Source organism: Atribacteraceae bacterium, from assembly GCA_035477455.1.
Lineage (GTDB): Bacteria > Atribacterota > Atribacteria > Atribacterales > Atribacteraceae > DATIKP01.
Genome location: DATIKP010000159.1, coordinates 19,562 through 41,258 on the forward strand (window position 1 = coordinate 19,562; position 21,697 = coordinate 41,258).

Consider the following 21,697-nt stretch of genomic DNA (forward strand, 5'->3'; position numbering starts at 1 on the left):
AACAATGCAGATTCGTGGACGAGTCATTCGATACGGAGACAACGTGGACACGGACGTCATCATCCCCGCCCGCTATCTCACCGCTACTGACCCGCTGGAACTGGCCAAGCATTGCCTGGAGGATCTCGACCCGAATTTCATAAAAAAAGTGACCGGGCCGACCATCATGGTCGCCGGGAAAAATTTCGGCTGCGGGTCTTCGCGGGAACACGCTCCTCTGGCGATTAAAGCCTCAGGAGTCCAAGCGGTGGTTGCCGCGTCTTTTGCCCGAATTTTCTACCGGAATGCCCTGAATATCGGATTACCGATTTTTGAGTCGCAAGATGCCGCAACCGGTATCCGGGAGGGCGACGAAATGATAATTGATACCCAGGCCGGGACGATTACCGATTTGACCAGCGGAGCCATCTTCACAGCCCAACCTTTGCCGCCCTTTCTGCAGGAAATGATCTCCCGGGGGGGGCTTATGAACTACGTGAAGGACACCTTACGGGAACGGAAGCAAAAACACTGAACGCGGGATGCCGGGGTTGTCTGAGCACGCCCCGGCGGCTTCACATGCAAAAGCGATCATCGACCTCACAGTTCGATTTCGGCCACCGAATCAACCACGCAATGCGGACGGTAAGGAAAGCGGGTAACCATCTCGGCTTTGGTAACACCGGTAAGCACCAAAATCGTTTCTAACCCGGCCTCCAAGCCGACGACGATGTCGGTATCCATCCGGTCACCGACCATTACTGCGTTTTCCGAGTGTTCATCCAGATAACGTAAGGCCAACCGCATAATCAACGGATTGGGTTTCCCCACAAAGTAGGGGGCTTGACCGGTCGCCTTCTCTAAAAGGGCAGCGACCGCTCCGCAGGCAGGAATAATGCCGTAGTCGCTGGGCCCTGAGGCGTCGGGATTGGTGGCGATAAAAGGGGTTCCGCTCAATATTAATTGGGACGCCCTGATTATCTTGTCATAGGAATAGGCCTCAAGCTCGCCCAGGATAACAAAGTCCGGATTATAATCGGTCAGGACGTATCCAACTTCGTTCAGGGCCTGGTAAAGGCCGGTCCCCCCGACCACAAAAGCCGACCCGTTGGGTTTTTGAGATCGCACAAAGCTGGCGGTAGCCATGGCGCTGGAATAAAAATGCCGGGCATCGAGCGAGATGCCCACTGAACGCAGCCGGTGCTGTAAATCAAGCGGAACGTACCGGGAATTGTTGGTTAAAACCAGGTACTTATGCCCACCCTCCTCCAATCGCTGGATAAACTCGCGTGCCCCCGGTATGGCCTTCTCTCCATAAACCAGCACACCATCCATATCTATCAAATAACTCTTCTTATTCACCATGACTTCCTCCCTCATATCTTGTCCACTTCCCGGTATGACCGAAATATACCAGTTACGCGCTGGTATGTTACCTGATCACAATGCAGCCAGACCTCGCGCTGCCCTCTATCTGCATCTTATAAGCGTATATTGCGCTTATTAAAGAAAGATGAAAAAGACATTGATTTCCTCTTGTATTCCCCCAAGAGCTCAGAGGCACAATTGGTGCACTAAAAACCGGAGAGGTTTATGCCCGCCTTACTGTCCTTGTGTTCCACAAGAATTACGGATCACCAGATCCGTGGAGATCACCCGGCCGGAGATATCTTCGCGTTTTCCTTCCATCATTTTGGCTAAGAGCTGAACCGCATGATTGCCCAACTCCCGAGCTTTCCAGTCTATCCCGGACAGTGGGGGATCAAAGTCCGCGGAGCTATCGTTTTCCAGCATACTCATGATCGCCAGGCTCTCCGGTACGCGGCGATTCAGATCCCGGGCAGCCCTCAAAACACCGTTAGCCAGCCCTTGACTTTCGCAGAATGCTGCCGTAACCCCGGGGTGCTCGCGCAGAAGATCTTTGACTGCCAATGCGACCCGATAGGAATCAGGTTCCAGATTGAGCTGTAGTTTTTCCTGGAATGGAAGCCGGTTTTTCTCCAATGCCCGCTGGTAACCGCGTAAGGCCTGGAGATCGATGATTCTTCGTTCCTCAGTTCCCAGAAAAAGAATTTCCCGGTGACCACCCGTGATCAGTCTCTGAACCGCTTTGTCGACCATAGCCGTAACATCGATGAAAACCCAGCTGACTCCCCGATTATCCTGCACTTCCGGCTTGCCCAGACAGACAAAAGTCTCCAGGCCTCGGCTGAGGCGCTTCAGACGGCCATCCCGCTTGAGAAGTTCAGTCACCAGATAACCATCGCCCAAGTCGGGGTTGATCAAATCTTCACATGCCAAACTTGGATTGAAATCCTGGCCGGAAGTGGTGATAACGACCTGATAATTGAGCCGGTGAGCCGCTTCGGCGACCCCCCTCATCAACTCATGCTGGAGCGGAAAACTGAGGAGTCGAACCAGTGAGTGTGGAAAAAGGACCACTATCGTGCCGGTTTTCGCGAGTGCGAGACCTTTCCTGGCTTTTCGTGACCTATAACCCAGTTCATCAATCACTTGCAGTATTTTGGATTTTGTTTCCGGGCTGACCCGATCGTCCCGGTTGTTGAGTACATTGGACACAGTGCTCTTCGATACGTTGGCTCGTCGAGCGATTTCATCTATGGTAATCATCGAATCTTGCCCCCTTATCCTCGGATCCACTCTATGTTTTCAGCCGAACTTCTCTCAAGCTCTCCCCTTTTCCGGTGAACCCGCTTTCCGGGCCCGGAAAAATCACAAAAAAGTCGGAATACAGAGCCTTCTCCAAGCTTATGGGTTTACAGGAAAAGAATCGGAGAATATTCCCTCACGAAGCGCTGATATGAGGGATTTGTCTTATTATGATATAAAAAAATTGGAACAGCAAGAAAAAAAGAACGTTTCTGAAAATGGAAACCTGATCATTGTGAATTTTTTCAAATTCGATCACCTAATATATAAATAAAGACGCAAGACTCGGTCAATTTCAGCCGGCTGCCAACCCTTAAAAATCCAGATATAAGAGACAACCCGGCTGCCGGAAGGGAGTTCTTCGGATAGTTTTTTTTCCAGGCGGTCGTTCACGTGTTGAAAGAGAAAAAGGGTGACGATGTTGACCTGGGATAGATCCACTTGGTGAATATCCCGCAGTTCAACCCTGACCCGGTGTGAAACCCCAGAAAAAAAAATCCGCAGACGGGCCAACAGATAGAGCCAAGGATTGATTTCGTAGCCGATCGCCCGAATCCCGAAACGCCGGGCGGCTTCGATGCAGATTCGGCCATCACCGCAACCAAGGTCGACCAACAGTTCGTTGGGGTTGGGTTTAGCCATTTCCAGCATCCGCCGTACTCTTTTCATGTCGGTCGGCTGCCAGGGGATTCCATGAAAAAACAGAGGAAAAATCCACCAGAAAAAGAGAAAAAGAATTACGACGACAAGACCAAGAATCCACCACCACATGGTCAGGGCTCCTTGTTGACAAATAGGTCAGCGAGATATGAACTTCGCACCAAAGGATCACTGGCGACCCCTCTGAAGCCCAGGGAAAGGGCTTGTGCACGGTACCAGGCGAAGCGTTCCGGTGGCAGATATTCGACCACGGGAAGGTGCCTGACCGACGGCGCAAGATATTGTCCGATCGTTACGATATCACACCCAGCCTGCCGTATATCATGGAGGAGGGCGATAGTCTGCTCTTCATTTTCCCCCAGGCCGAGCATAAATCCGGATTTGGTTATGATCTTCGGCGCAGCGTCTTTCACTTGTTTCAATAAATCGAGTGAACGTTGATACGATGCCTGGGGACGGACCCGGGGATACAGAGTAGAAACTGTTTCCAAGTTGTGATTGAAAATATCCGGCCGACTTTTCACCACGAGGTCGATGGCTTTCCGGTTTCCCTGGAAATCCGGCGTGAGAATTTCCACCGTGGATTCCGGCAATGAATATCGAACAGCCGCAACGGTTGCGCTGAAATGACCGGCCCCTCCATCGGCAAGATCGTCACGGGTCACCGACGTCACCACCACGTGCTGAAGCTTTAATTGGCGGGCCGCACCAGCAACGTTTTTCGGTTCCTCCCGATCGGGTTGCTCGGGAACCCCGGTGGTCACGGCACAAAACCCACAGTTTCGGGTGCAAATGTTGCCAAGGATCAGAAAGGTAGCTGTCCCTCTGCGGAAACACTCGCCAATATTCGGACAATGCGCGCTCTCACAGACGGTATGGAGGTGAAGTGAACGAAGGAGTTTTGTCATGGTCGCCAGTTCATCGGGGGCGCGAAAACGGCGCTTGAGCCAGGGAGGTAGAGGAGTCATGTCCTCATCCTGCCGCCCATTTAGTCCAGCAGCCGGTCATACGCAGTTTCTCTCACCGAGAAACCGAACACGCTACCGAAATGATCGGCCAGACTCTCCATCATCTTCCACCGCTCGGAAAACGAAAAGGTCCGGCCGGTCAGCTGTGCCAGCGAGCTGACACCCCGGTCACGGATTCCACAGGGTACGATGTAGGTAAAGTGAGAAAGATCCGGCTCGATATTGAGGGCGAATCCATGATAGGTCACCCACCGCTTCACCGCGACACCGATGGCGGCGATTTTTTCCGGCACTTTCCCGCCAACCCATACTCCGGTATGGGGAGAAAGGCGGAAGGCCGGAATGCCCAAGTCGGCAAGAAAACGGATCAAGACCTCTTCCAGGGCCCGTAGATAGCGGTGGATATCCTTTTCCCAAGCGGCAAGATTCATCAGAGGATAGCCGACAATCTGCCCGGGACCATGATAGGTGATATCGCCTCCCCGCTCGCTCGCATGGATGGCGATGCCTTTTTCCTGAAGCCTGCTCGGAGAAGCCAGCAGGTTTCCAGCGGTCGCCCCCTTCCCTAAAGTTATGACCGGAGGGTGTTCAAGCAACAGTAAAACCCCGGGGTTATTCCGTTGGAAAAGAAGTTCGACTATTTTCAGTTGAATATCCCTGGCCGCCTGGTACTCGATCTGCCCGAGACGACAAAAGGGAACTGTCAACATCGATTTCGCTCTTCCTCTCCAAAAAAAATAAGGCCCGGAGGCCTGGAATACAACCGGAACAATCTGGCGGAGAGGGTGGGATTCGAACCCACGGGACGGGTTTAAGCCGCCCAATCGCTTAGCAGGCGATTGCCTTCAGCCACTCGGCCACCTCTCCGCACCGGTCCAAAAGTATAACACGTTCCTTACCCTTCCTCAACCCAACCACCTGACAATAATTAGAATCAGGAGTCTACAGGCTATGATGGGGTTTTTCCGCGACAATACCGGCCGCATAGAGCATGGTTTCCAGGATATCCACTTGCCACTGCTGGTTTTCAATCTCCAATCTGCTGAACACCTCGCCAATCCTGCGGGAAGTGTATTTCGGGGGAAGTCGCTGCAGGGTCAAAGCCAGCAAATCATCCCGGCATTCCCGGCAACGGCAAAGGTCCGGCTTGATCTGGTAGAGATCAGGCAAGCGCCTGACGATTTCGTCCTCGATAATATTTTTGATCATAATTCCCGGCCCCTTCGTTATTATGCCTTTACGTCGATTCTCCGTCCAGTATCCTCATCCGGAGGGACAGTAACCGGTTCGCCTTCCCATTTCTGCTGGATTCCCTGCTTGGGATCTTCGCGCTTTTTCTTTCCCTGTTCTTTTTCCTTTTCTTTGTGAATACGGTCTTTTTCCGTTTGAGGGGTTTCATTGACGTCTTCTTCGGCCCGTTTCGTTTGCTCGTCCATCGCCCGGGCAAACGCCCTGATTTGCATCTGGTTCCCATCTTCCTGGGCTTTTTGGATCCTGGCGACTTCGTGAGCGAGCAGCACCACATTCTGCATACCGATCGGATCGACCAACTTCACCAACCCCTTACCCGGTTATTTCAACCGGGGTCTTTCAAAACTACCGATGACGATTTCACCGTCTTTTACCGTGAATGAGGCATAGGTTATTTCGTCCCGCACGATATAACCGATGTCACCCAGGATGATCCTGACCTGGGAATAGATACGGTCTTTGACCAGAACTTTACCTCCGCATTGCTTAAAGAGTTCCTCCAGTTCGGCTATCCGCTCCTCACAGATTTGCTCTTTCTCCTGAGCCAATTCGTATGACTCCTTGAATTTCAAAAGCGCCTGGTTCAGGCGGTAGTCAAGGGTGATGCCGGATTGTTTGCGGCGCAAGGCAAAGGCAAAGGCTCTTTCCGCTGCGATAATGGCCTTTTTCGCTTCATCGCATTCTTGTCTCAGAAGGGCGTGTTCCTTGCGGGCCACGGGACTGATCCCCACAAAGATTTCCGTCCGGGTGCCCATTGGAGATCCGATGGTTTTCGCCCACACCAGCTCTCCAGCTTTGATCGAACCACCCACAATCATACCCTTTCCCTCATTCACTACAATGTTGCGGCCGGCAGAAACCGAGCTGTGCAACACCGCTTCTCCAATCAGAACCGAGTGTTTTGCTTCGAGACTCCCGTTTTCCACAATTTTAACCTGGATATTCCCCTGGGCGCGGATTTTGCCCTTCCCTCCGGCAAAAACACCACCCTGGATGACAATGTTCCCTTCCGCTTCCAAGTCGGCCGCCTCGACGTTTCCCCAAACTTCGATATTCCCGCCAGCTACAATGGACAGGCCGCTCCTGACCGTACCCCGGACGACCACCGATCCGACAAAATTGATGTTGCCCGTCGTCAGGTCCGCGTCACCTTGGACTTCGAAGACCAGGAACACCGAAATCGCCTTCCCGACCAGGGCCGGTCGGCCGGCGGCGGTGGCTATTGCCCGTGACCCGTCATCAGTAATTTCGACATTCTTTCCCTTGACCAGCCGGCTTTCCCGGCCGGGCGAGGCGGGGATCTCCTGATCCATAACGTCTTTCCCCGGGGTTCCGGCTCCAGGCGGGATCAACTCGGCCAGGATATCACCGGAGCGGACCTCCGGGATTTTGATGAAATTAAAATAGTCGACCCGGCCGCTCTCGTTCTCAGTCAACTCTTTCACCACGTCTCTTTGGAAAAAAATCTTGACTGAACCATCCTCTCCCCGCACCGGCTTCTCGCCCCTGGCGACCGGATAACGGCCAGGAAGCTTCAGGATCTGCGGCCAACGGCTCAGGGTTTCCTCGTTGATACCGAACACGATCCTCTTTTCACTTAGGAATTCACCGATTTCCTGATACTGATCAAGATTTTCCTCGATGGGTTTTTTCACGATCAGTTCAGCCGTCAATCCATCGCCGGAAATATAAAGCTGAACAGCGTCTTCAGCTTCCAACTTGGCTAAAGGTCTGCGATCACTCATCTCCCGGCCCTTTCCACTCGTTCATTTTTGATCGCAATTTAAGGAGGGACCGGGAAAGAATCTGGGAAACCCTCGATTCTCCGACTTCGAGTATCGATCCGATTTCCTTGAGGGTCAATCCCTCATAATAGTACAGAGCCACACAAAGCCGGTCCCGTTCTGGCAGGTCATCAATCGCCTGGCCTAAAAACTCCATGAGTTCCCGGTTTTCGAGGATTTCCTGAGGATTGAAGCGAGGGGTTTCGTCGGGAAGATCGTCACCAAGCAACCGGCCATCCTCATTATTTTCCTGTTCCAGGGAAAATAGAATGCTCGATTTGTACCTTTCGATAACCCAGCTCACTTCTTCCACGGTGATATTCATGTCTCCGGACACTTCCTCGAGGGTGGGATCCCGACCCTTTTCTTTTTGAAGCTTCTGCCAGGTCTCCATAACTTTTTTGAATGTCTTCCGCTGGCCCCGGGTCATCGGATCGAGGCTTCTGAGGTAGTCGATCACCGCCCCACGGATGCGGGACAGGGCATACGTTTCGAACTTGAGGCCCCGTTCGGGACGAAATCGTTCCAGGGCTTGCAAGAGTCCGATGATTCCATAACTTTCCAGATCCTCCCGGTCGATGTAGGAAGGCAGGGTATAAAGCAGGCGTCCTATGGCAATTTTCACCAAATAGAGGTAGTGTTCGATGAGGCGCTCCCGCTTGCGGAGATCACCGGTACTCAGAAACCCAGTCCAGCATTCCTCGACGCTTTCATTCCGTTTGGTCAGGCTCATGATTCAACACCTGGGCTTTTTTTATCCTCGGCCGGCACCCGGGAAACAATCCAGAATAAATAATAATATACCACTACATACACCACGATGGCGATGACAAAGCTTCTCCACACCACCGTAAACAAACTAATATTTCGCACCATTCCCCAGACGAAATAGAACAGTACCACGAGCCAGGTCAGGGACAATGCCAGCAGCCGAGGAGTTTTTTTTCGTCTGTCGCTGATCAAATGACAAAACACTCCTGTCCAATCGTCTTGACTTCCAGCCGGCCATTTTGGACATGAAACGTGATACTCCGTCCCCGGTTACCTCCGGTATTTTCCCCAAGCAATGGTATACCCAAATCCTGTACGACCTGTTTGACCGCTTCGACATTCCGCTTACCGATGTCAAAGAGGGAATCGGTCCCGGCAAACATTTTCGCACCACCGGCGATCTTGGCAATGACGTTTTTTTTCCGGGCTCCGACTTTGGCCATTTCCTCCAATAGTGCTTCTACGGCCGTATCGGCAAATTTAAAAATGTTCTTCTGACCCGGGATGCTCTGCGGCAAGAGGATATGAGCCATACCCGCCACACAGTTTTCCCGGTCATACAGACAGGCCCCGACACAGGAGCCCAGCCCCATGATGCACAACCGGTCTTCCGGTTTGTCGCTGACACGGAACTCCGCCATCCCAATCGAATATTTCTGTCCCATTGTCAGACAACCCCTATGGATTTGAGCATGATCTCAAGCGATCCGGAGTCCGGGATAAGCATGAAAAACCCGATAATATGGTATTTTTCTTCTACAAATTCGGTCTCGATCAAGAGTGCGTAATCTCCCCGGCGGGAGATCTCGATCAAAACCAGGTCAACAATCGCTCCGACCATATCCACTGCGATCTCGGGAACGGAATGGTTGAGGTTGAGACCGGTAAAATCAGCCAGCGCGCAAAGATACGACGAAGAAAGGATGTTTCCGATCTCGGCCATGGCCGATGAGGCGAGGTCGTCCATATCGAGCATTTGCTCTTTTGCCGGAGCCATGTCCCCCAGAAGGATCTTCATCATTTTCTGGGCATTGTCCAGATCAAGAACAAAAAGAATATGACCGCTCATTGCCCCAAACATCGACAGGTAGACACCCAGCACTTCTTTCTCGGGGCCACCCAACCACTCCGGAACGTCTTTCAGGGGAAGAATTTTAACCAGGGGCACTTCCATGCTGACCCGGTGATCCACCATTCGGGCTAGAGCCGTTGCCGCATTTCCGGCACCGATGTTCCCGATTTCCCGCAAGGCATCCAGCTGCAATTCGCTGAGATGTTCAAATGAAAAGACCATCCGCTGTCTCCTATTCGTATTTTAGATAGAAAAAAGGCAACGAATAACGAAGATGAAACATTCCCGGATTGGGAATCCGCTCCGTGCTCCCAATCCAAAGGTATCCACCCTTTTTCAGGGAATCGCTCAATTTCCGGAAGGCGGTTTTTTTCGCTTCTTCCTCGAAATAGATCACAACGTTCCGGCAGACCACCAGGTCGAAGGTTTCCTTGACCGGTTCCCGCAAGAGATCGTGTTTTTGGAAGCGAACATTTTTTTGAAGGACCGGTTTGATCCGGAACCCGCCGTCCGTTTGGGGGTAAAAAGAGCTGGATAATACATGATCTGGAACGTTTTTCAGGTGCAGCTCTTTGAAAACGGCTTCCTGAGCTTTTTCAAGGATCTCTTCGTCAATATCGGTCGCCCAGATCCAAAACGGTTTGGTGACTTTCATTTCGGTAAGGAGAATAGCGATCGAGTATGCTTCGCTGCCGATCGAACATCCGGCGCTCCAGACGTTCAATCTCGAGCCGGCGCCGGACAACAGTTCTGGAATCACTCTCTTCTCCAGATCATCGAAGCGTTCCGGATTCCGGAAAAATTCAGATACATTAATGGTGAACCGGTTTTTGAAATCCTCGAGCACCCGGGGATCGGTTTCGAGCTTTTCCAGGTATTCCGCAACGCACGTTGCTCCGGAGCGCATGAGAATGAAGGAAAGTCTCCGGCGGAGCTGATTTTCCTTGTACAGCGAAAGATCGATGCCGGTTTTTCGCAAAATGGTCTCACGCATGGATTGAACTTCAACAGCCGAGAGCATTTAAGTGGCTCCTTTCTATGTCGATGGGGGTCAAGGACATCGGGGCTCCGCCCCCCCTCACTCATGCTTTGTCCCATTCTTCGATGGCCTCCGGCATTCTTTCCAGAGCCAGCACTCGATCGGCCAATCCATTCTCGATGACTGCCTTGGGCATGCCAAAGATCAATGAGGTTTTCTCGTCCTGAGCGAGAATCTGTCCGCCCTTCTGCTTGAGGACCCGGCAACCTTCAAGGGCGTCTTTACCCATCCCGGTGAGTACCACACAACAAATACGGTCTTCAAACACCTGGACCAGCGAGAGCAAGGTCAGGTCTGCACAGGGCCTCAATCCCTTCAGCGGCGGGTCGTCGTTTAGGAGGATCCTCCGGTCCGGACTCATCAAGAGGTGTTTTCCGCCGGGAGCCAGGATAGCCTGATTCACTGATAAGCAACCACCCTGTCTTCCTTCATTCACCGTTATCACCGTGACTTCGTTCAGTCGCCGGGAGAGGCTGAGGGTAAATCCAGCGGGCATGTGCTGAACGATAATCATGCCGGCGTGTTTCAGGGGCGGGCAACCGGCCAACAAGGTATGCAAAGCCCGCGGGCCGCCGGTCGAAGAAGCGATGAATACTATCTTACGGCATTCTTCGATACCGTCCTGGACCGGGATTACCGGATGACGAGGAACAGGAGAGGCCAAAACGGAGCCGAGTCGTCCAGTGGGAATGGCTGCCGCTGCCTTAACCTTGCTGATGATTTCCCCGGTCTTGTTCTCAATGTCCAGAGAAATGCTCCCGGAGGGTTTTTGAATGAAATCAAGCGCCCCTTCCGCCAAGGCCTGAATGGTCGTCACGCTCCCTTCCCCGGTCAAGGCACTCAACATGATGATTCTATGGGCTTTTCGGGATAACACTTTTCCCAAAAATGTCAGTCCATCCATGCGGGGCATCTCGACATCAAGCAAAATAACGTCCGGCTCAAGACTTTGCAGTTTTTCCAGAGCGTCAATACCATCCCGGGCTGTAGCGATCACTGCGATATCCGAATCCTGCGCGAGAATATCGGAAACCACTTTGCGCATGAAGGCGGAATCGTCTACCACCATCACCGTAATCGGCTTCATCGCTGGAGCAATCCTTTTCGTTTCAGCTCGATCTGCCTACGAAAAATGAATTTGATGACTTTTTCCCGGTCGCCTTCCATGATCTCGGTAAACCGGAAAGCCCGGAGGTTTGTATCATCTTCACGTAGCGTTACGCCCTTGCCCATGAGCTTTTCTTCATTGAATTCCAAGCAAAAGAACACTTCATCACCCTTTTCGGGATATGATCCCTTTTCGGTAAAAACCACGAGCATCCCGCCTCCGCTTAGGTTTTTGGTCATCCCTTTCCAAGTAAGAAGTCCCTTTTTCAGAGAAACCGGCAGGGACACATCGAGGCGGACATAATCACGGCGTTGCATGCGGACTACAGACGCAGGCATCCCGATGATCAGAAAGGCCATGTTGCCCCGCTTGACCCGATCTTTCACTTCACTGTTGAACACATAGATCTCGTTTTTGGAGATCAGGAAAACCTCAATTGTCTCTCCCGGGCTCACCGGAACAAGCTCACCTTGTTCTTGGGGCGCGGCAATCCAAAGATTGTCTTTCACGATATTCTCCAGGCGGCTGGAGTGGTAATGAATGATTGTTTCTCCTTTTTCATCCCGGCCTAGGATACCCAGGCTGAGCAAGCGGTTCGGTGCGAAGATCGCCTCCGGGTTCATTCACTGCCTCCCTCAGCCGATCCCGGTACGACGAGACCTTCTACCTTGATTTCGAAATCCCGGGGTATCTCTTCATAGGAGAGGGTAACCAGTTGAGGTATGTAACCACTCAAGATATTTCGTAAACCCCGTCTCATTTTACCAGTCGTCACCAGGATTGGGAAATGACCCAAGCTCACCATCCGTTCGATATTCCGGCTGATAGATTCCAAGATCCGGCGGAACGTGGCTGGCTCCAGTATTTCACCGCCTTCGATCACCTTGGCTAGAAATCCTTCCAACTTGGCATCAAGGGTGAGAACATGCATGATATTATTTTCCCCGAGATAAGGTGAACAGAGCGCTCTTCCCAGCTTACGGCGAACCATCTCCGTAAGCTCTTCGACATTTTTGATGTGCGGGGCATAATCGGCCAGTGTTTCCATAATCAGGGACAAATCACGAATTGATACCTGTTCCATCAATAAAAATTGGATCACTTTCTGCACTTCCCCAACTGACATCAGGTTGGGAATGAGCTCTTCCACCACGCTGGGATTGACTTTTTTGACCTGGTCCACCAGGGTTTGCATATCCTTACGGCTCAAGAGCTCATGGGAATGGTTCTTGACCAGTTCGGACAAATGGGTGATCAGGACCGATCCGGAATCAACGAGGGTATAGCCGGCCAACTCCGCATCGTCTTTCTGTATCTCATTAACCCAATAGGCGGGGAGATTGAAGGCCGGCTCCCGGGTGGGAACGCCTTCAATCGGCAGACTGTCCCCCTGGGGATTCATCGCCAGATAATGATTGGGCAGCACCTCCCCCCGGGTTATTGTCATGCCGCGGATTTTCAGAAGGTACTCATTCGGGCGCAACCTCAAATTATCTCGAACTCGGATGGGAGGAACGATAAATCCTTTCTCCCGGGCCATGTTGATACGCATCTGAGTAATCCGGTCCAGGAGGTCTCCACCACTACTGCGGTCTATCAGGGGAATCAGCCCGTACCCGATTTCCAGTTCGACCGGATCCACTTCGATGAGTCGGGCGATCTCTTCCGGACTGCGGGGCAGCACTTCTTTTTCGGCTACCTGCTGTTCTTCCTGTTTAACCACTTTCGCACGATCGGTTTTTATTCTGAAATAGCCATATCCTCCAACGGCAAAGGCCAGCAAAAAGAAAGGAATTTTGGGTAAACCGGGGACAAGGCCCAATACTACGAGGAAAATCGCGGTGAGAATGGCCACCCGGGGAAGGCGGGAAAATTCTTGGAACATCTCTTTACCCAGGTTTTCATCACTCGCTGTCCGGGTGACGATCAGCCCGCTGGCGGTAGAAATCAGCAAGGCTGGGATCTGGGCGACCAACCCATCCCCGACTGTGAGCAGAGCATAGGTCTGGAGGGATTCGACCAGGGGCAGACCACGCTGCACGCTTCCCACGATAAAGCCACCCAGGAAGTTGATCAGGGTGATGATCAATCCGGCAATCGCGTCCCCCTTGACAAACTTACTGGCTCCGTCCATGGCTCCGTAAAAGTCGGCCTGCCTCTCAATATCTCGGCGCCTTTTACGAGCTTCCTTTTCATCGATCATGCCCGCATTCAGGTCGGCATCGATGCTCATCTGTTTGCCGGGCATGGCATCCAAGGTAAAACGGGCAGCCACTTCTGAGATGCGTCCGGCGCCATTGGTGATGACCACGAATTGGATGATGATCAGGATGAGAAAAATAATGAATCCGACCACATAATTGCCGCTGACCACGAAGTGGCCGAAAGCGGCGATAATCCGACCGGCATAACCATCGAGGAGTATCAGACGGGTGGTCGAAACGTTGAGGGCCAGTCGGAACAACGTCGTAAAGAGGAGAAGGGAGGGAAACACGGAAAATTGGAGGGGATTTCCGATATAAGTCGTGGTCAGAAGGGTCATCACCGCGAAACTGATATTACAGACCAGCAGAAAGTCGATCAAAAGAGGAGGGAGGGGGACCACCATCATCAATATAATCAGAATGAAAAGAAAGGCAAAAAGAAAGTCGATGTTCTTCTTACCTCTCTCCAGGCCCCTCACCAGGATATCGATCATGTCCGCGTTCTCCCCGTCTGACTCATTCGGTAAACAAAAGCGAGAATTTCCGCTACCGCGCGGTAGAGAAACCCGGGTATTTCTTTACCGACGTCGACATAACGGTAAAGATCCCAGGCGGTTTTTTTATTCTCCACCACCGGAATTTGGCACTCCCGGGCGATTTCCTTGATTTTTTCAGCAATCAACCGTTTCCCCTTGGCCACCAGGACCGGCGCCTTCCCGGAGTTCCGCTCGTAGTGGAGAGCGCAGGCCACATGAACCGGATTGGTGACCACTACCGAAGCGGAGGGGACCGCCTGCATCATCCGACTGCGGGCGAGCTCCCGCTGTTTCGCGCGGATACGGGAACGAATGATTGGATCACCTTCCGTTTTTTTATATTCTTCTTTAACCTCTTCTTTAGTCATCCGGGCTTTCCGTTCGAATTCGTACCGCTGGTAAAAAAAATCAAGAAATCCGATACCCAGAAACAAACCTCCGAGATACAAGCCCAAGCGCCTGGCGATCGTCCCGCCCGATCTCAGCAATTCCCCAAGCTCCATAGCCATCAGGTCCGCCAGCTGTGGGAGAGAACCCCGCACAATCAGGTAGGTTATGGCGATCCCGACAAAAACCTTGAGCGATACTTTAAGGCTTTCTATAACGGTACGCATGGAAAAAATCTTTTCCAGGCCCTTGATCGGGTTGATATATTCGAATTTTGGCTTGATAGCTTCAAAAGAAACGACGAACCCGGTCTGCAAAAATCCGATAAACAAACCTATACCAAGAGCGATCAAGGCAACCGGTGCGACCATGCGCAGAAAATATCCTCCGCAGATCCTCAGCAGGTTGAACAGCCACTGGTAATCTTCTCCCCCGTAGGGAATATCGCCCCGCCAAATTTTCTGCGAAAAAAGCATGGCCTGTTGACCGATATAGGGAAAAAGAAAGGAAACCACCAGAAACATGGAAAGAAACCCGACTCCGCCGGCAAAATCGGTACTCTGGGCCGTTTGGCCCTTTTTTCTCAATTCATCCCGTTTCCGTGGGGTTGGTGCCTCGGTCTTTTCCTGCGAAGGCACATTCCCACCTCTCTTTCAGCAAGGGTATTATGGGTGCAGGGTAATTAGGTGCAACCCGACTGGTTTTAGATAAATTCATTTGCCAAAACGGGCCAAACAGGAAGGACGCTTTTCTTCACCGGGTCGCCAGCAGGCTGAAGAACGACCGCAGGAAGAAGCCGACCAAACGGTCAACCAGCGGAAAAAAGTAGGGCAAGGTCAACAGGGTCAAAAGAAAACAGATGCCGATATTCAACGGTAAACCGACGATAAAGACATCCATTTGAGGGATCGCCCGGGAAAGGATGGCCAGCGTAAGGTTGGCCAAAAACAGGGCGATGATCACCGGAGCCCCGAGTTGCAGGGCCAGGATCATGACTTGTTGAATCAGATCCAGGATTGATGCTTCCATAGCCGGTGTGAGCATAAAGGTCCCGAGTGGTACCAACTCGAAAGTCCGATAGAGACCCTCCAGCGTCAAAAGATGGCCCCCAATACCCAGATAATAGACAATCGCCAGGAGGAGGTAGAATTGTCCCATCACCGAGGAGACCTCACGGGTAAAGGGGTCGATGACATTGGCAATGAGAAAGCCCGCCTGGAAATCGATAATTTCTCCGGCGATTTGAATACAGGAAAAGACCAGACCGGCTATAAAACCGAGGGCCAGTCCCAGCATGATTTCGGATAAGAGGGCTAGAAAAAAATCACCGTCAAAAACAAAAAACCGGGGAACTCCCGGTCCCGTTTTCTGAGGCAGAAGAATGACGGCCATCAGGAAAGCCAGGCCAATCTTGGGGGGAAGAGGAATGATCCGGCTGTTGAAAACCGGAGCGATCATGAAAAACCCCAACATTCTCATAAAGATCAGTAGAAAAGCTAGGAAATGATAGGCCAGGTAAGCAATAAGGTCCATCCCTCATCTCACAAGCAAAGGGATATTGATGAACAGGTCGCCGGTGAAATCGAGAATCGTCTGGAGCATCCAGGGTCCGAGAAAAAAAGCGATGACGATAACCGCTAAAATCTTGGGAACAAAGGTCAGAGTCATTTCGTGAATCTGGGTCACCGCCTGGAAAATACTCACCAGGATGCCTATTAACAGCGCCCCTACCAGGATCGGCAGAGAAAGTTTAATGATCACCAACATAGCCTGATTTCCAATTTCCATGACCAATTCTTCGGTCAATTCACTCACCACCTTATTTCATCGAATGCTCAACATGATTCCCCGGGTAATCAGATTCCACCCATCGACCAGAACGAAGAGAAGGATTTTGAAGGGAAGGGAGATGATGATCGGCGGAAGCATCATCATCCCCATAGACATGAGAATGCTGGCCACGACCATATCGATGATCAAAAAGGGGACATACACCAGAAAGCCCAGAGTAAATGCAATGCGGAGTTCACTGAGAATAAAGGCCGGTATCAATACCTGGGTAGGGATGTCCTCCCGAGTGTCGGGCCGAGGAAGTCCGGACATGCCGACCATGAGCGCCAGCTCTCTTTCGCTGGTCTGGCGGAACATGAATTCCCTGAGGATACCCACTCCGTCTTCCAGAGCCTGTTCCTGAGAAATCGTTCCATTCAGATAGGGCTGAAGCGCTTCCTCGTTGATCTGGGTGAAGATCGGGGTCATAACAAAAAAAGTCAGAAATAAAGCCATGCCGACAAGGACCGGGGTCGGCGGAATCTGTTGTGAACCGATGGCCTGACGGACAAAGGCCAGCGCGACGATGATCCTGGTAAATGAAGTGACCATGACCAGGATCGCCGGGGCCAGACTCAGGATCGTGAGCAGGACCAGAATCTGCAAAGAGAGGGTCAGCTCTCCGGGCTCCTCTACTTCGCCGGCTTCCAGGGTGATGCGGGGGACAAACAACGGAAAATCCTGAGAAAAGGCCTCCGGAATAACGGAAATAAGAATAACAATCCAAAAAACTATCCAGACCCATCGTATCCATCGGGACTTTTTCACCGTTCTTTTTTCCTCTTGAACCAACTGTCTAGATAGCTTGTAAAGGGTTCTTTCCGCTCGAGTTCGATCAACTCATCCGCCGCAAACTCAGCGATTTCCCGCATCGCGTTTCCACTCTGCCCTATGAGGATAACTCTTTCCCCAGCCCGAACCAGATACAGGGTACAGTTGTTTCGGACCGTAAAGGTATCCAGAAGAGTCATATAGCGGGATGACGCCGCCCGATTCCCCTGGCCGGAGAGCTTTTTCATCAGATAAAAAAACCCGTACAGCGCGGCGACCACCACCAAAAAGGCAAGGATAAAGCGAAAAGTGCTCGCCGTGACTGTTCCGGTTTCCGGCAACGTATACTCGGGGAGTTCAAGGGTGTCCTGGGCATAGGCTGCCCCGGACACCCACAGGAGGCCGGGGACAAGAAATAAAAGCAATCGCATAGCTGTCAAGCGCATACTCATGAGCGCACTTCCCGCAGGGAGCGAATCCGATCTTCCGTACTGACGATCTCGGATATCCGCACCCCGAAATTCTCTTCGATGACCACAACTTCCCCCCGGGCAAAAAGGATGTCGTGCACATAGAGGTCGGCCGGTTCTCCGGCCAGTTTATCGAGTTCGATGATGGAACCCGGTCCCAAGTCGAGGATCTCCCGGATTGAAAGCCTTGATTTCCCCAGTTCAACCACCAGGGGTAACGAAACATCCATAATCAACTCGAGATTGCCCCGGGATCCTTCGGCTCGCTCATCGGGAACGAACTCGGCAAATTCAACCGGTTGAGCCTTTATGCGGGATTTTTCCCGCCGCGGGGCAGAAGACGAACGAGGGGGAGCTTGCGGCTGGGTAGCTATTGGTGATTTGTCCGGAGAGGAAAGAGGGACAGCCTCCTCAAGGAAAATCTCCTGCTCGAAAGTTTCCTCCTGATTTTCGGCTTCGCTTTCCACTGCTCGGTTCGATAATAGCCCTCCGGCCATCTCCCGGGCAAAGCTGAGGGGCACCAACTGAAGCATGGAACTGTCGATGACGTCTTCTACCACCAGACGAAAGGTAGTCATAACTATAAAAGCGTCGCCTTGTTTATTCAGCCAAGACTCTTCCTCCGTCCTGACATTCTGCCAAATGACTTCCGGGGGAGAGATGTTGACCCGCCGGGCAAAAAAATCGGACATGGCGGTCGCGGCTGAACCCATCATCTGGTTCATCGCCTCGCCAAGCGCACTGATTTCCATTTCTCCAAACACTTCGGGCAGGCCATCCTTCCCATCTCCACCCATCATCAGGCCAATTATCACTCGGATATCGTTTTCCTGCACCAAGAGGACGTTGCTCCCGGTTAGACCGGACTGGTACTGCACCTTCACCAGGATATGGTTTTCATCCAGAATTTTCTTCACGTCATCCAGACTCATGACCATCACGCTGGGAATGGTGATATCCACCTTTTTCGTCAACAGACCGCTTAGAGCCGTCGCAGCGGCTCCCATAGAGATATTGCCGACTTCTCCCAGAACGTCAACTTCTTCCGAACTCAGCGTATATCCAGAATCCATTGTTTTGACCGCCATGTTACTCACCCTCCCCGACATCGATGATTTTCACGGTCATCTGATTCCCCATCCGTCCGGGATAACCGCGCATCTTGGTCTTCTTGCCCACCAGGATATCCAATGGGCGGTCTTTTTTCTTTTCCAGACTGACGACGTCTCCCACCTCGAGATCAAGAAGATCCCGCAGCCGGATACCCGTCCGCCCCAGTTCGACCCGCAAGGGAAGCTTTACCTTCTCGATCTGCTGCTTAAGCCGCTCCTGGTTCTTCGGATCATAGGCTTTCCGTCCGGAAAACCACAAGGAGGCACTAAGATTCTGAGTAATCGGCTCGACCACGACATAGGGGATAGCGATAGTGATCATGCCGGTACGCTCCCCCATTTCCGCATCGAAGCTCAAAAGAATCACCATATCGTTGCCCGGGACCACCTGGATAAATTCAAGGCCCGATTCCAAAGCATCCACCCGGGGCTCGATCTGCTTGATATTCATCCAAGCTTCCCTGAGCGCCCTCATCGAGCGCTCGATCACTCCTCCCATAATCCGGTTCTCGATTTCGGTAAGCGCCCGTAAATTTTTCGGAACGCTCCCCGCCCCCCCCAGCAGGCGATCGAGCATGGGAAAAACGATATCCAGGCTCATCTGCATGACGCTGCGCCCTTCCAGGGGAAGCATCGAATAAATACAAACAAAGGTGGGATGCGGAACCGAACGGACGAACTCATCATAGGTAAGCTGGTCGATCGAAACCAGTTCGAGCTGGAAACGAGTCCGAAAAAAGCCGGCCAGGTTCGTCGAACACAGGCGGGCAAAGGCCGAGAAGATCATGTGAAAGGTCCGGATCTGGTCTTTGGAAAATTTCTCCGGACGGCGAAAATCGTAGATCTTCAGCCGGTTTTGTTCTTTTTTGCCTTCCTCTTTGATCGCTTCCGCTTCTACTGCGCCGGAGTCAATTGCATTCAGCAGAGCGTCGATTTCTTCCTGGGAAAGAATCTCACTCATGATTTCCCCCCGTTATTGCATGACCAGGTCCAGAAAATACACATTCATTACCTGCCCAGTCTGGAGAATCTCGTTCAGGCGTTCTGACAATTCATGCTTGAGGGCTTCAATGCCCTCGGGAGCTGTCAGGTCTTCTGAGCCCTTCGCGCTCATAACCATGATGATCGCATCCCGCATCACCACTTCATTTTGTTGAAGTTCGACAACGGTACCTTGAGAGGTCACCCCAACTGCAAGTATTACCTTTAGATAGCGGAGGATGTCCCGGTCAGCCATATTCACCAGGAAGGGTTGTTCGAACCGGTGAATCACTTCTCTGATCGGCCGGTCGGCTTGTTCTTCCGGTTCGCTGGCACCCAACAATTGGTTCAAGATTCCGCTTTGCTGGATATAGACAAACGCCATGAACCCGATCAGGGCGAAAGCGGTCAGCATCATGATTTTTTTGAAACCGGATCCACTGGATTTTTTGATCTCTTCCGGTGGCTTTTCTTCTCCAGGCATAATAACCTCCTTATAAATAACGTGAGAGATGAGAGGTATTGCGCGTCTCACCTCTTACTGGTCTCTTGATTCAGATTCGCAAAATAACGATCTCCACCCGGCGGTTGCGCTGGCGGCTTGTTTCGTTGTCATTGGGAACCAGAGGTCGCTGTTCCCCGTACCCGACAGCGATCATTTTTTCGGGAGAAACACCCTTCTGTTCGACGAAATAACGCAACACGGCTATCGCTCGCGCGGCGGACAGCTCCCAGTTGGAGGGAAACTGTTCAGTCTGGATAGGAAGGTTGCAGGTATGTCCTTCGATCCGAATGGGATTTTCCATATCCAGAAAAACATCTGAGAGAATCCCGAGGACGGGAAGTTTCTCCGGTCTTAAACCGGCCCGGCCGATATCGAAAAAGACATCGTCCAAAAAAGTGATCACTAGGCCCCGCTCATCAATTTTGATGGTCATGTCCTCTCGGTCTATCTGGTCTTCCTGAATCACCTTGTGCTCGATTTCCCGCATCAGTCCGGCCAATTTCAATTCCACCATTCCCGAAGGATTGATCTGGGTGGGGGGACGGGGAACCGGTATTTCCGCCGGATGCAAAACCCGCGGGCCGCCCTCGAGCACTCCCAACGCACCCTGGATGGAGGAAACCACCTCTTTGAACCGGGCGACATCGATGGTCGAGAGGGCGAAAAGCAAAATAAAGAAACAGAGCAAAAGGGACATGAAATCCCCGTATGTCTGCATCCACATCGGCGCTCCCATGGGTGGGTCATCAGGCATCTTTCTTCTGGCCATATTACCCTCTTATGCTCCCTGGTTCTCCTGTTTGAGTGGAATTACCCGGTCGGAATTGTTCCGCGTTTTTTCAAATTCCTGCCGGATGCTGGGCGAGAAAAACGACTTGAGTTTCTCCTCCACAATCCGGGGGTTATCTCCAGCCTGGATGGATAAGATCCCTTCGATGATCACTTCCCGCAACAGGATCTCTTCGTTACTGCGAAGCTTCAGCTTGTTGGCCACCGGTAGGCAGATGAGATTGGCAACGACAGCTCCATACAAGGTGGTCAGAAGCGCTACGGCCATACCCGGTCCGATGGCCGCAGGATCGTCCAGCCTAACCAACATGGCCACCAGGCCGATAAGGGTTCCGATCAGGCCGAAGGCGGGGGCGAAATTTCCCATGGTCTCAAAGATGGAGCGGCCGGTTTTATGCCGCTCCTGGAGGAACAGAAGTTCAGTTTCCAGTATGTTCTTGACCAATTGCGGATCGGTCCCGTCCACCACCAACTGGATGCCTTTGCGGAAAAAAGGGTCGTCAAGCGACCGTGATTCCTCTTCCAGAGCCAGCAGTCCTTCTTTGCGGGCTTTTTCGGCCAAGGACACCAGCGCGGTGATCACCATGCTGGCGCTGGGAAGCTTGGTCAACAACGCGATCTGGAAAAGCTTGAAAGCGCCCAGGGTCTGCTCAAAACGGTAACTGATCATAGTTCCCGCCAGCGTTCCCCCTCCGGTAATCAGTATGGAATTGACATCAAAATAAGGTGCAAAGCCTGCCGCTCCGATCATGCCCCACATGAGAAGTAAGATCCCGATACCCAGCCCGATGATCGTCGCCTTGTCCATGA

27 protein-coding genes and 1 tRNA gene are annotated in these 21,697 nt (G+C 52.1%); 1 reads left to right on the forward strand and 27 read right to left on the reverse strand.

The window, feature by feature from the left end; translation table 11 throughout:
* Window positions 1-4: 4 nt before the first annotated feature.
* Window positions 5-514 (forward strand): 3-isopropylmalate dehydratase small subunit, encoded by a 510-nt coding sequence (locus VLH40_09295; GenBank protein HSV32197.1) that lies wholly within the window; start codon window positions 5-7, stop codon window positions 512-514.
* 65 nt (window positions 515-579) lie between these two features.
* Here VLH40_09295 and VLH40_09300 read toward each other — a convergent pair whose 3' ends face one another.
* The 27 genes from VLH40_09300 to VLH40_09430 form a co-directional block, all read right to left on the reverse strand.
* The gene (locus VLH40_09300; protein HSV32198.1) at window positions 580-1,344 is read right to left on the reverse strand and encodes an HAD-IIA family hydrolase; all 765 of its coding nucleotides are present in this window, start codon (window positions 1,342-1,344) and stop codon (window positions 580-582) included.
* 237 nt (window positions 1,345-1,581) lie between these two features.
* The gene (locus VLH40_09305; protein ID HSV32199.1) at window positions 1,582-2,610 is read right to left on the reverse strand and encodes a LacI family DNA-binding transcriptional regulator; all 1,029 of its coding nucleotides are present in this window, start codon (window positions 2,608-2,610) and stop codon (window positions 1,582-1,584) included.
* Window positions 2,611-2,904: 294 nt separating this feature from the next.
* Window positions 2,905-3,420, reverse strand: coding sequence for a class I SAM-dependent methyltransferase (locus VLH40_09310; GenBank protein HSV32200.1), 516 nt, complete (start codon window positions 3,418-3,420; stop codon window positions 2,905-2,907).
* Window positions 3,421-3,422: 2 nt separating this feature from the next.
* Window positions 3,423-4,277 carry a lipoyl synthase gene (gene lipA, locus VLH40_09315; protein ID HSV32201.1) on the reverse strand — a complete coding sequence of 285 codons (855 nt, stop codon included), beginning with the start codon at window positions 4,275-4,277 and terminating at the stop codon, window positions 3,423-3,425.
* A gap of 20 nt (window positions 4,278-4,297) precedes the next feature.
* Window positions 4,298-4,987: a lipoyl(octanoyl) transferase LipB gene (gene lipB / locus VLH40_09320; GenBank protein ID HSV32202.1), complete on the reverse strand. Its 690-nt coding sequence runs from the start codon at window positions 4,985-4,987 to the stop codon at window positions 4,298-4,300.
* A gap of 64 nt (window positions 4,988-5,051) precedes the next feature.
* Window positions 5,052-5,144: transfer RNA gene (locus tag VLH40_09325), tRNA-Ser, on the reverse strand.
* A 75-nt stretch (window positions 5,145-5,219) separates the two neighbouring features.
* Window positions 5,220-5,486 carry a late competence development ComFB family protein gene (locus VLH40_09330; GenBank protein HSV32203.1) on the reverse strand — a complete coding sequence of 89 codons (267 nt, stop codon included), beginning with the start codon at window positions 5,484-5,486 and terminating at the stop codon, window positions 5,220-5,222.
* 20 nt (window positions 5,487-5,506) lie between these two features.
* A complete protein-coding gene (locus tag VLH40_09335) occupies window positions 5,507-5,827 on the reverse strand; it encodes a hypothetical protein (protein ID HSV32204.1) in 321 nt (106 codons plus the stop codon).
* A gap of 21 nt (window positions 5,828-5,848) precedes the next feature.
* Complete coding sequence (locus tag VLH40_09340) at window positions 5,849-7,273, reverse strand: FapA family protein (GenBank protein ID HSV32205.1); 1,425 nt, start codon at window positions 7,271-7,273, stop codon at window positions 5,849-5,851.
* The gene (locus tag VLH40_09345) at window positions 7,266-8,045 is read right to left on the reverse strand and encodes a FliA/WhiG family RNA polymerase sigma factor (protein HSV32206.1); all 780 of its coding nucleotides are present in this window, start codon (window positions 8,043-8,045) and stop codon (window positions 7,266-7,268) included. The genes VLH40_09340 and VLH40_09345 overlap by 8 nt, the downstream gene beginning before the upstream one ends.
* A complete protein-coding gene (locus VLH40_09350; GenBank protein HSV32207.1) occupies window positions 8,042-8,275 on the reverse strand; it encodes a hypothetical protein in 234 nt (77 codons plus the stop codon). The genes VLH40_09345 and VLH40_09350 overlap by 4 nt, the downstream gene beginning before the upstream one ends.
* On the reverse strand, window positions 8,272-8,748 hold the full coding sequence (locus VLH40_09355; GenBank protein ID HSV32208.1) for a chemotaxis protein CheD: 477 nt from the start codon (window positions 8,746-8,748) through the stop codon (window positions 8,272-8,274). Before VLH40_09355 ends, VLH40_09350 begins: the two co-directional genes overlap by 4 nt.
* A 2-nt stretch (window positions 8,749-8,750) precedes the next feature.
* On the reverse strand, window positions 8,751-9,377 hold the full coding sequence (locus VLH40_09360) for a chemotaxis protein CheC (GenBank protein HSV32209.1): 627 nt from the start codon (window positions 9,375-9,377) through the stop codon (window positions 8,751-8,753).
* Window positions 9,378-9,387: 10 nt separating this feature from the next.
* Window positions 9,388-10,176 (reverse strand): protein-glutamate O-methyltransferase CheR, encoded by a 789-nt coding sequence (locus VLH40_09365; protein HSV32210.1) that lies wholly within the window; start codon window positions 10,174-10,176, stop codon window positions 9,388-9,390.
* Between the two features lie 61 nt (window positions 10,177-10,237).
* Entirely contained in the window at window positions 10,238-11,281 is a 1,044-nt protein-coding gene (locus tag VLH40_09370; GenBank protein HSV32211.1) for a chemotaxis response regulator protein-glutamate methylesterase, read from the reverse strand.
* Window positions 11,278-11,925, reverse strand: a complete 648-nt coding sequence (locus VLH40_09375; GenBank protein HSV32212.1) for a flagellar brake domain-containing protein — start codon at window positions 11,923-11,925, stop codon at window positions 11,278-11,280. The genes VLH40_09370 and VLH40_09375 overlap by 4 nt, the downstream gene beginning before the upstream one ends.
* Window positions 11,922-14,000: a flagellar biosynthesis protein FlhA gene (gene flhA, locus VLH40_09380; GenBank protein HSV32213.1), complete on the reverse strand. Its 2,079-nt coding sequence runs from the start codon at window positions 13,998-14,000 to the stop codon at window positions 11,922-11,924. Before flhA ends, VLH40_09375 begins: the two co-directional genes overlap by 4 nt.
* Complete coding sequence (locus VLH40_09385) at window positions 13,997-15,067, reverse strand: EscU/YscU/HrcU family type III secretion system export apparatus switch protein (protein ID HSV32214.1); 1,071 nt, start codon at window positions 15,065-15,067, stop codon at window positions 13,997-13,999. Before VLH40_09385 ends, flhA begins: the two co-directional genes overlap by 4 nt.
* 115 nt (window positions 15,068-15,182) lie before the next feature.
* On the reverse strand, window positions 15,183-15,962 hold the full coding sequence (gene fliR / locus VLH40_09390) for a flagellar biosynthetic protein FliR (protein HSV32215.1): 780 nt from the start codon (window positions 15,960-15,962) through the stop codon (window positions 15,183-15,185).
* A 3-nt stretch (window positions 15,963-15,965) separates the two neighbouring features.
* Window positions 15,966-16,244: a flagellar biosynthesis protein FliQ gene (fliQ, locus tag VLH40_09395; GenBank protein ID HSV32216.1), complete on the reverse strand. Its 279-nt coding sequence runs from the start codon at window positions 16,242-16,244 to the stop codon at window positions 15,966-15,968.
* A gap of 9 nt (window positions 16,245-16,253) precedes the next feature.
* Window positions 16,254-17,027, reverse strand: a complete 774-nt coding sequence (gene fliP / locus VLH40_09400; GenBank protein HSV32217.1) for a flagellar type III secretion system pore protein FliP — start codon at window positions 17,025-17,027, stop codon at window positions 16,254-16,256.
* Window positions 17,024-17,482 (reverse strand): flagellar biosynthetic protein FliO, encoded by a 459-nt coding sequence (locus tag VLH40_09405; protein HSV32218.1) that lies wholly within the window; start codon window positions 17,480-17,482, stop codon window positions 17,024-17,026. Before VLH40_09405 ends, fliP begins: the two co-directional genes overlap by 4 nt.
* Complete coding sequence (gene fliY / locus VLH40_09410) at window positions 17,479-18,588, reverse strand: flagellar motor switch phosphatase FliY (GenBank protein HSV32219.1); 1,110 nt, start codon at window positions 18,586-18,588, stop codon at window positions 17,479-17,481. The genes VLH40_09405 and fliY overlap by 4 nt, the downstream gene beginning before the upstream one ends.
* Before the next feature lies 1 nt (window position 18,589).
* Window positions 18,590-19,573, reverse strand: a complete 984-nt coding sequence (gene fliM / locus VLH40_09415) for a flagellar motor switch protein FliM (protein HSV32220.1) — start codon at window positions 19,571-19,573, stop codon at window positions 18,590-18,592.
* A gap of 12 nt (window positions 19,574-19,585) precedes the next feature.
* Window positions 19,586-20,077: a flagellar basal body-associated FliL family protein gene (locus tag VLH40_09420; GenBank protein HSV32221.1), complete on the reverse strand. Its 492-nt coding sequence runs from the start codon at window positions 20,075-20,077 to the stop codon at window positions 19,586-19,588.
* A gap of 70 nt (window positions 20,078-20,147) precedes the next feature.
* On the reverse strand, window positions 20,148-20,867 hold the full coding sequence (locus VLH40_09425) for an OmpA family protein (GenBank protein HSV32222.1): 720 nt from the start codon (window positions 20,865-20,867) through the stop codon (window positions 20,148-20,150).
* Between the two features lie 9 nt (window positions 20,868-20,876).
* Window positions 20,877-21,695, reverse strand: coding sequence for a MotA/TolQ/ExbB proton channel family protein (locus VLH40_09430; GenBank protein HSV32223.1), 819 nt, complete (start codon window positions 21,693-21,695; stop codon window positions 20,877-20,879).
* Window positions 21,696-21,697 lie beyond the last annotated feature (2 nt).